Origin of the sequence: Sodalis sp. (in: enterobacteria), from assembly GCF_051710625.1 — a bacterium.
GTDB lineage: Bacteria > Pseudomonadota > Gammaproteobacteria > Enterobacterales > Enterobacteriaceae > JBPESN01.
On sequence record NZ_JBPESN010000102.1, the window covers coordinates 1 to 5,997 of the forward strand.

At 48.2% G+C, this 5,997-nt stretch carries 7 protein-coding genes and 2 pseudogenes; 5 read left to right on the forward strand and 4 right to left on the reverse strand.

Annotation, left to right across the window (positions count from 1 at the left end; all coding sequences use genetic code 11):
• Nucleotides 1-139 precede the first annotated feature (139 nt).
• A complete protein-coding gene (locus tag ACTBDU_RS15685; protein WP_438807116.1) occupies nucleotides 140-265 on the reverse strand; it encodes a helix-turn-helix domain-containing protein in 126 nt (41 codons plus the stop codon).
• A 256-nt stretch (nucleotides 266-521) separates the two neighbouring features.
• Between ACTBDU_RS15685 and ACTBDU_RS15690 the strand changes: the two genes are divergently transcribed.
• A complete protein-coding gene (locus ACTBDU_RS15690; RefSeq protein WP_438807117.1) occupies nucleotides 522-947 on the forward strand; it encodes a hypothetical protein in 426 nt (141 codons plus the stop codon).
• On the forward strand, nucleotides 928-1,098 hold the full coding sequence (locus ACTBDU_RS15695; protein WP_438807118.1) for a hypothetical protein: 171 nt from the start codon (nucleotides 928-930) through the stop codon (nucleotides 1,096-1,098). Before ACTBDU_RS15690 ends, ACTBDU_RS15695 begins: the two co-directional genes overlap by 20 nt.
• 288 nt (nucleotides 1,099-1,386) lie before the next feature.
• Here the strand turns inward: ACTBDU_RS15695 and ACTBDU_RS15700 are convergent.
• Nucleotides 1,387-1,461, reverse strand: a pseudogene (locus tag ACTBDU_RS15700) (GlpM family protein); the annotation flags it as partial.
• Between the two features lie 126 nt (nucleotides 1,462-1,587).
• Entirely contained in the window at nucleotides 1,588-1,812 is a 225-nt protein-coding gene (locus ACTBDU_RS15705) for a DUF2594 family protein (protein ID WP_438807119.1), read from the reverse strand.
• Between the two features lie 563 nt (nucleotides 1,813-2,375).
• On the opposite strand from ACTBDU_RS15705, the pseudogene uvrY reads away from it, so the two are divergent.
• The 3 genes and pseudogenes from uvrY to pgsA all read left to right on the forward strand — a co-directional run bounded on the left by uvrY (nucleotide 2,376) and on the right by pgsA (nucleotide 5,469).
• A pseudogene (gene uvrY / locus ACTBDU_RS15710) lies at nucleotides 2,376-3,037 on the forward strand (UvrY/SirA/GacA family response regulator transcription factor).
• Nucleotides 3,030-4,862 carry an excinuclease ABC subunit UvrC gene (gene uvrC / locus ACTBDU_RS15715; RefSeq protein ID WP_438807120.1) on the forward strand — a complete coding sequence of 611 codons (1,833 nt, stop codon included), beginning with the start codon at nucleotides 3,030-3,032 and terminating at the stop codon, nucleotides 4,860-4,862. The pseudogene uvrY and the gene uvrC overlap by 8 nt, the downstream one beginning before the upstream one ends.
• A 58-nt stretch (nucleotides 4,863-4,920) precedes the next feature.
• Entirely contained in the window at nucleotides 4,921-5,469 is a 549-nt protein-coding gene (gene pgsA / locus ACTBDU_RS15720) for a CDP-diacylglycerol--glycerol-3-phosphate 3-phosphatidyltransferase (RefSeq protein WP_438807121.1), read from the forward strand.
• Between the two features lie 69 nt (nucleotides 5,470-5,538).
• Here the strand turns inward: pgsA and ACTBDU_RS15725 are convergent.
• A partial coding sequence (locus ACTBDU_RS15725; RefSeq protein WP_438807122.1) for an IS3 family transposase occupies nucleotides 5,539-5,997 on the reverse strand: 459 nt, incomplete at its 5' end.

The window sequence follows — 5,997 nt, forward strand, 5'->3', positions numbered from 1 at the left end:
ACGGACTAAATCGGGTGAATTTGCAGTCCGCTTATTCAATGACCAGCGAAGTCCCTGCAAGGTGCCAGGCAATCCGGGTAAACCGACTCACTCACCGTAACAAACATAATTACGACACCTTGCGCATGTAACGACTCAGTTAAATGCTGGCCGGATCCACATTGAGTGCATTAGCGATAATACGTTCACCTTTGGGATAGGGACGATACAGCGCGTTTTTTAACGTGCTGGACGCCAGCCCCGAGCCGCGGGAGAGATCTTGCATGTGATCCCCTTCTTGTGCAGGAAGGCCAGGATATCAATCCGGTGCCAGTCATGATGATTCACTTCATTTATATCTAACATTTGATTACCCTAAAAAGTTAATTATGTGGGTAAGTCATGGAACTTACCCATACAGCAATGACATCTCAAATTTAAGACAAGTAAAGCAAATAATGAATTTTCTTTTCTGATCGCCTCATATAAGAGATGTTTTTGTAGTTTATTAACTATAATCAATAAGTTATAGAAAAAAGAAAATGAAGAAGAAAACAAGTAATTTTGCTTTTGATATGGATGGAAAAGAAAATTTTGGCGCACGCCTTAAACAACTTATAGGCAATAGAAGCGCTAGAGCTGCTGCAACTGAATGGGGGTTATCCTTCTCAACATTGCACAACTATTTAACTAGAGGTACAGAACCATCTTTTACAGTGTTGCAGAGCATTACATATAAGGAACACGTCAGCCTGGACTGGCTTGCATTTGGTTCATTATGCACTCAAAAAGAAGTGGCCTCAACTAGCGAGATTCTGTCGATTAATGAGGAAAGCCTAATGGAGGATCCTTTAGAAGCTACTTGGCATATGATTTATAAGTCGCTGAATAAAAAAGATTTAGAGACATTAATAATGCCTGCTTTTGCAAGAAGGGGCAAAGGGTGTATTGGCGTTATCAGGACGTAAAGATGACTTAGATAGCCTGTTATTCCAACTTCCAAAAAAAGAAAAAGAACGTCTGATAGCCCTACACGAAGCTAAAAAAGGGGCGGTATCTGAAGAGTGTGCAGTAGAAGATGTGGCAAGCTTAAACTGTAAGAAAAGTGGAGCGGCCTAAATAAAGATTAGGCCATTATCTATCTCATTTCATTATTTTTATGATTTACTAATATTTTTAACCTAATTTACATATATCTAATGGATGCCCAAAAGGTGTTTAAATTACCTTTAAATTTGCTCAAACCACAGTCATTTGAGTTTAAAATTTAGTGCAAAAAAAATCATTTTCTGCCCATTTTTTTGCGACGAGTTTAGAATCTGTAAAATCTCTGTAAGCCGTGCCATTAAAAGGCTTCCAGCTAACCCATCGTTTAACTTAAGAGTTCAGAAATGATTGCCACCCCACATTACGGGTTTTGGCGAGCAGCGCAATCAGCACCACCACCAACGCGCCCAGCAAGGCTTTGAACAGCAGCCTCATGACAGAAAGTATCGTCGGGGAACCGTGGCAAGAGTTTACCACGGTGCCGCAAAGATAGGTAAGCGGGCAAACTAACGATCGCAACGACAGACGGCGCACATCTGACCCTGCCCCGTGCCGCGGGCATTATTGGCGATACGCGTGGGTTATCTGTTTTACGATACTGGTAAAAACAGCTTGCTGTTCGGGGTCATCAAACTGACCAATGTATTTCTCCATTTTGATGATGACCTTACCGGCATCGGCTTGTCCGATGGCTTTCAACAGCAGCGACATCATCGCCTTCATGCAGTTGAGTTCCTGCGCGAGAACTGCGGTTTCGCTATCGGTAGTAAATTCAACGTTGCCCATTGTTTTTCCCGTTATCAATGGTCATTACGACTAACGTCGCGTCAGCCGGACCGTTACGCGTCGCCGTTAGACGCCATGTGGGGCGATTATAACAGGTTTTGTTTTATAAATTTAACTGACGTAGGTCATTTATCCCGACGGAATGCGGCAGGTTAAAAAATAGCACCTTTTCTGCGCGCTGCCCGGCAACCGTCAAAGGTGACGGATTAAGCGGAGCGGCAATATATTACAATAACTTTTAAAGTTTGAATGTACGCTAAAAGTAATATGGCATAAATAATTATTCTATAAAAATATGCATATTAAATGATTAATGATAATATTGCCTGAAAGAGTATCAGAACTTAACATTATGATTTTTAAGCATATTTAATGATGAGTTGTTCATTTTATAAACAATTCCAGCGCTGTATTGGCGGCGGTGATGGGGTGAGTTTACAGGGTAAATCGGCAATTCCCGACCGCTGCGCGAATTTTGGTGAAATCTCCTTGCGGTGCAATAACCTATCTGTCTAAAATGAGCCTGCGCAGGCGACACTGCTGAACTTTTTCAGTATAAGCAAATAATCGTTTTTCTTGTTGATGACCACGAATTGGTGCGCGCAGGGATACGACGCATTACTTAAAGACATCAAAGGCTTCAAAGTCGTTGGCGAGGCACACTGTGGCGAGGATGCGGTGAAGTAATGCCGCAACAATTGCATCAACGTCGTGTTGATGGATATGAATATGCCGGGCATTGGCGGCGTGGAAGCCATGTGCACGTGCAAGATCGCGCACTTCTTGCCGGATATCAAAGTTATCATGCTGACCATTTACACAAAAACCAATTACCTGCTAAAGTGATGCAGGTCGGGGCCGCGGGGTACCTCAACAAAGCCGCCGTCCGCCGCGCGAGGTGATCTGCGCCATTCGCGCGGTCAATGCCGGTAAACGCTACATTGTGTCGGATATCGCCCAGCAGATGGCCCTGAGCCCGCTGGAGCCGCAGGCGGAAATCCCCTTTGAATGTTTGTCCGAACGGAAATTACAAATTATGCTGATAACTACCCGCGGGTAGAAGATCACCGATATATCGGAGCAGCGCAATTTGAGCCCTAAAACCGTCAACAGCTATCGCTATCGGATATTTAGTAAACTAAACATCAGCGGTGATGTAGGATTAACCCATCTGGCCATCCGCCACGAGTTGTTTAACACGGAGATTTTATTAAGTAGTGACTGACAGTTTCAACGCCAAACAATTCCTGAGCACCGTAACCAGCCAGCCTGGGGTCTATAGCATGTATGATGCGTCCGGTACAGTGATTTATGTTGGCAAGGCTAAAGATCTAAAAAAACGCCTGGCAAGCTACTTTCGCGCCCAGGTTGCCAGCCGCAAGACTGAAGCGCTGGTGAAAAGCATTCATCATATTGATGTTACCATCACCCATACGGAAACCGAGGCGCTGCTGCTTGAACACAACTATATCAAGCTGTATCAGCCGCGTTATAACGTATTGCTACGTGACGACAAATCCTATCCCTTCATTTTTCTCAGCGGTGACGCACATCCGCGCATCACATCCCATCGCGGTGCCAAGCATGTGAAAGGGGATTATTTTGGTCCGTTTCCCAACGGCTATGCGGTGAAGGAAACGTTGGCCCTGCTGCAAAAGCTGTTTCCGATTCGCCAATGTGAGGACAGCGTGTATCGCAACCGTTCACGACCGTGCCTGCAGTATCAGATTGGCCGCTGTCTGGGGCCTTGCGTAGCAGGACTGGTCAGCGATGAGGAATACCAGCAGCAGGTGGAATATGTGCGCTTGTTTTTGTCGGGCAAAGATCAGCAAGTGCTTAATCAGCTGGTGGAGCGGATGGAGCTTGCCAGCCGTGCTCTGAATTTTGAGGACGCTGCGCGCGCGCGCGATCAGATACAGGCTGTGCGCCGCGTGACGGAAAAACAGTTCGTTTCCGGTGACCGGGAAGATCTGGACGTCATTGGCGTCTCTTTTGACGCCGGGATGGCCTGCGTGCATGTGCTGTTTATTCGCCGGGGTAAAGTATTAGGCAGCCGCAGTTATTTCCCGAAAGTGCCAACCGGTACCGAACTGGCGGAAGTGGTACAGACGTTTGTGGGTCAATTTTATCTCCAGGGCAGTCAGATGCGGTCGCTGCCGGGAGAGATTCTGCTGGATTTCACACTGACGAAAAAAACGCTGCCGGCTGCGTCGCTAAGTAAGCAAGCGGGCAGGAAGATTCAGATCCAAACGCAGCCGCGCGGCGATCGCGCCCGTTACTTAAAACTGGCTCGCACGAATGCCGCGACGGCGCTGGTGACCAAACTGTCGCAGCAGTCGACGGTGCATCAGCGTTTAGCCGCCCTGGCGGAATTTTTGGGCATTCAGGCAATCAACCGGATGGAATGCTTTGACATCAGCCACACGATGGGGGAGCAGACCATCGCTTCCTGCGTGGTTTTTGACGTCAATGGGCCGGTACGCGCCGAATATCGCCGCTATAACATTGAAGGCATTACACCCGGCGATGATTATGCCGCCATGGATCAGGTTCTGCGCCGTCGCTACGGTAAAGCAGTGGAAGAAAAGAAAATCCCCGACGTGGTGATCATTGATGGCGGTAAAGGGCAATTGAGAATGGCAAAAGCGGTGTTCGAGCAGTTGGAGGTCCCCTGGGATAAATCGCGCGTGGTGTTGCTTGGCGTGGCAAAAGGGGTGGATCGCAAGGCCGGTCTCGAAACGCTGTTTTTGCAGCCTCACGGCGAGGGGATGGCGCTGCCCCCGGATTCACCTGCATTGCATGTGATACAACATATCCGCGATGATTCACACAACTATGCGATTACCGGCCATCGCAATAAACGTGCTAAGGTAAAAAATACCAGCGCGCTGGAATTGATTGAGGGTGTGGGGCCAAGACGCAGACAGTCTCTGCTGCAGTATATGGGCGGCCTGCAGCCGCTACGCAATGCCAGCGTTGAAGAAATTGCCCAAGTGCCGGGCATTTCGGTCCCTCTCGCAGAAAAAATATTTAATGCGTTCAAACACTAGCGGCAATCTAGCAACATACTTATAATTTCCACTCCGGCCAGATGGTTACCAAAGTACTATGCAACTGAATATACCGACTTGGCTTACCCTGTTCCGTGTCGTCATGATACCGTTCTTTGTCCTGGCTTTCTATCTGCCTTTCAAGTGGGCGCCGCTGTGCTGCGTGTTAATTTTTGTCCTGGCGGCGGTAACGGATTGGTTCGATGGCTTTCTGGCCCGTCGCTGGAAACAGACCACCCGCTTCGGTGCGTTTCTCGATCCTGTCGCGGATAAAGTGATGGTCGCCATGGCGCTGGTGCTGGTGGCGGAACATTTCCATTCATGGTGGATTACGCTACCAGCGGCGACGATGATCGCTCGCGAAATTATTATCTCCGCCTTGCGCGAGTGGATGGCGGAAATAGGTAAACGCAGCAGCGTAGCGGTTTCCTGGATTGGCAAGGTCAAAACCACTGCGCAAATGCTCGCATTGGTGGCGCTATTGTGGCGGCCGGACGACATCGTGTCGGGAATAGGTATTGCCGCGCTGTATATCGCGGCGGTGCTGACGTTCTGGTCCATGTTCCAATATTTGTATGCCGCCCGGCACGATTTGTTTGAACATTGAGAGAAGCGCTTTAAAAACCAGCAAACGCATCGACGATGGTTATTTTTGTATTGACTCATACTGTAGTAGTCAACTAAAACTGGCCACCGCGTTAGCGTTTTTCCAGTATCTATTTTCTGATTCGTTTGGTGGTAACCCACCGTTATATTCATGCGGCCTGAGTGCGCTGTAATATCCCACGATATAGTCTGTAATTTCATGAGCTGCTTCGCTGAAGCTTATGTAGCCTATTACCGGTATCCACTCGTTTTTCAGACTTCTGAAGAAGCGCTCCATCGGACTGTTATCCCAACAGTTACCCCGCCGACTCATGCTTTGTTTGATCCGGTCACGCCACAGCAACTGTCGGAACTGCCTGCTCGTATAGTGGCTACCCTGATCGCTGTGGAACATCACTCCGGCTGGTTTACCACGTGTTTCCCATGCCATTTCCAGTGCTTTGATGGTCAGTCTGCTGTCCGGGGAGAACGACATAGCCCAGCCCACCGGTTTCCTCGCGAACAGATCAAGAACAACCGCAAGGTATGC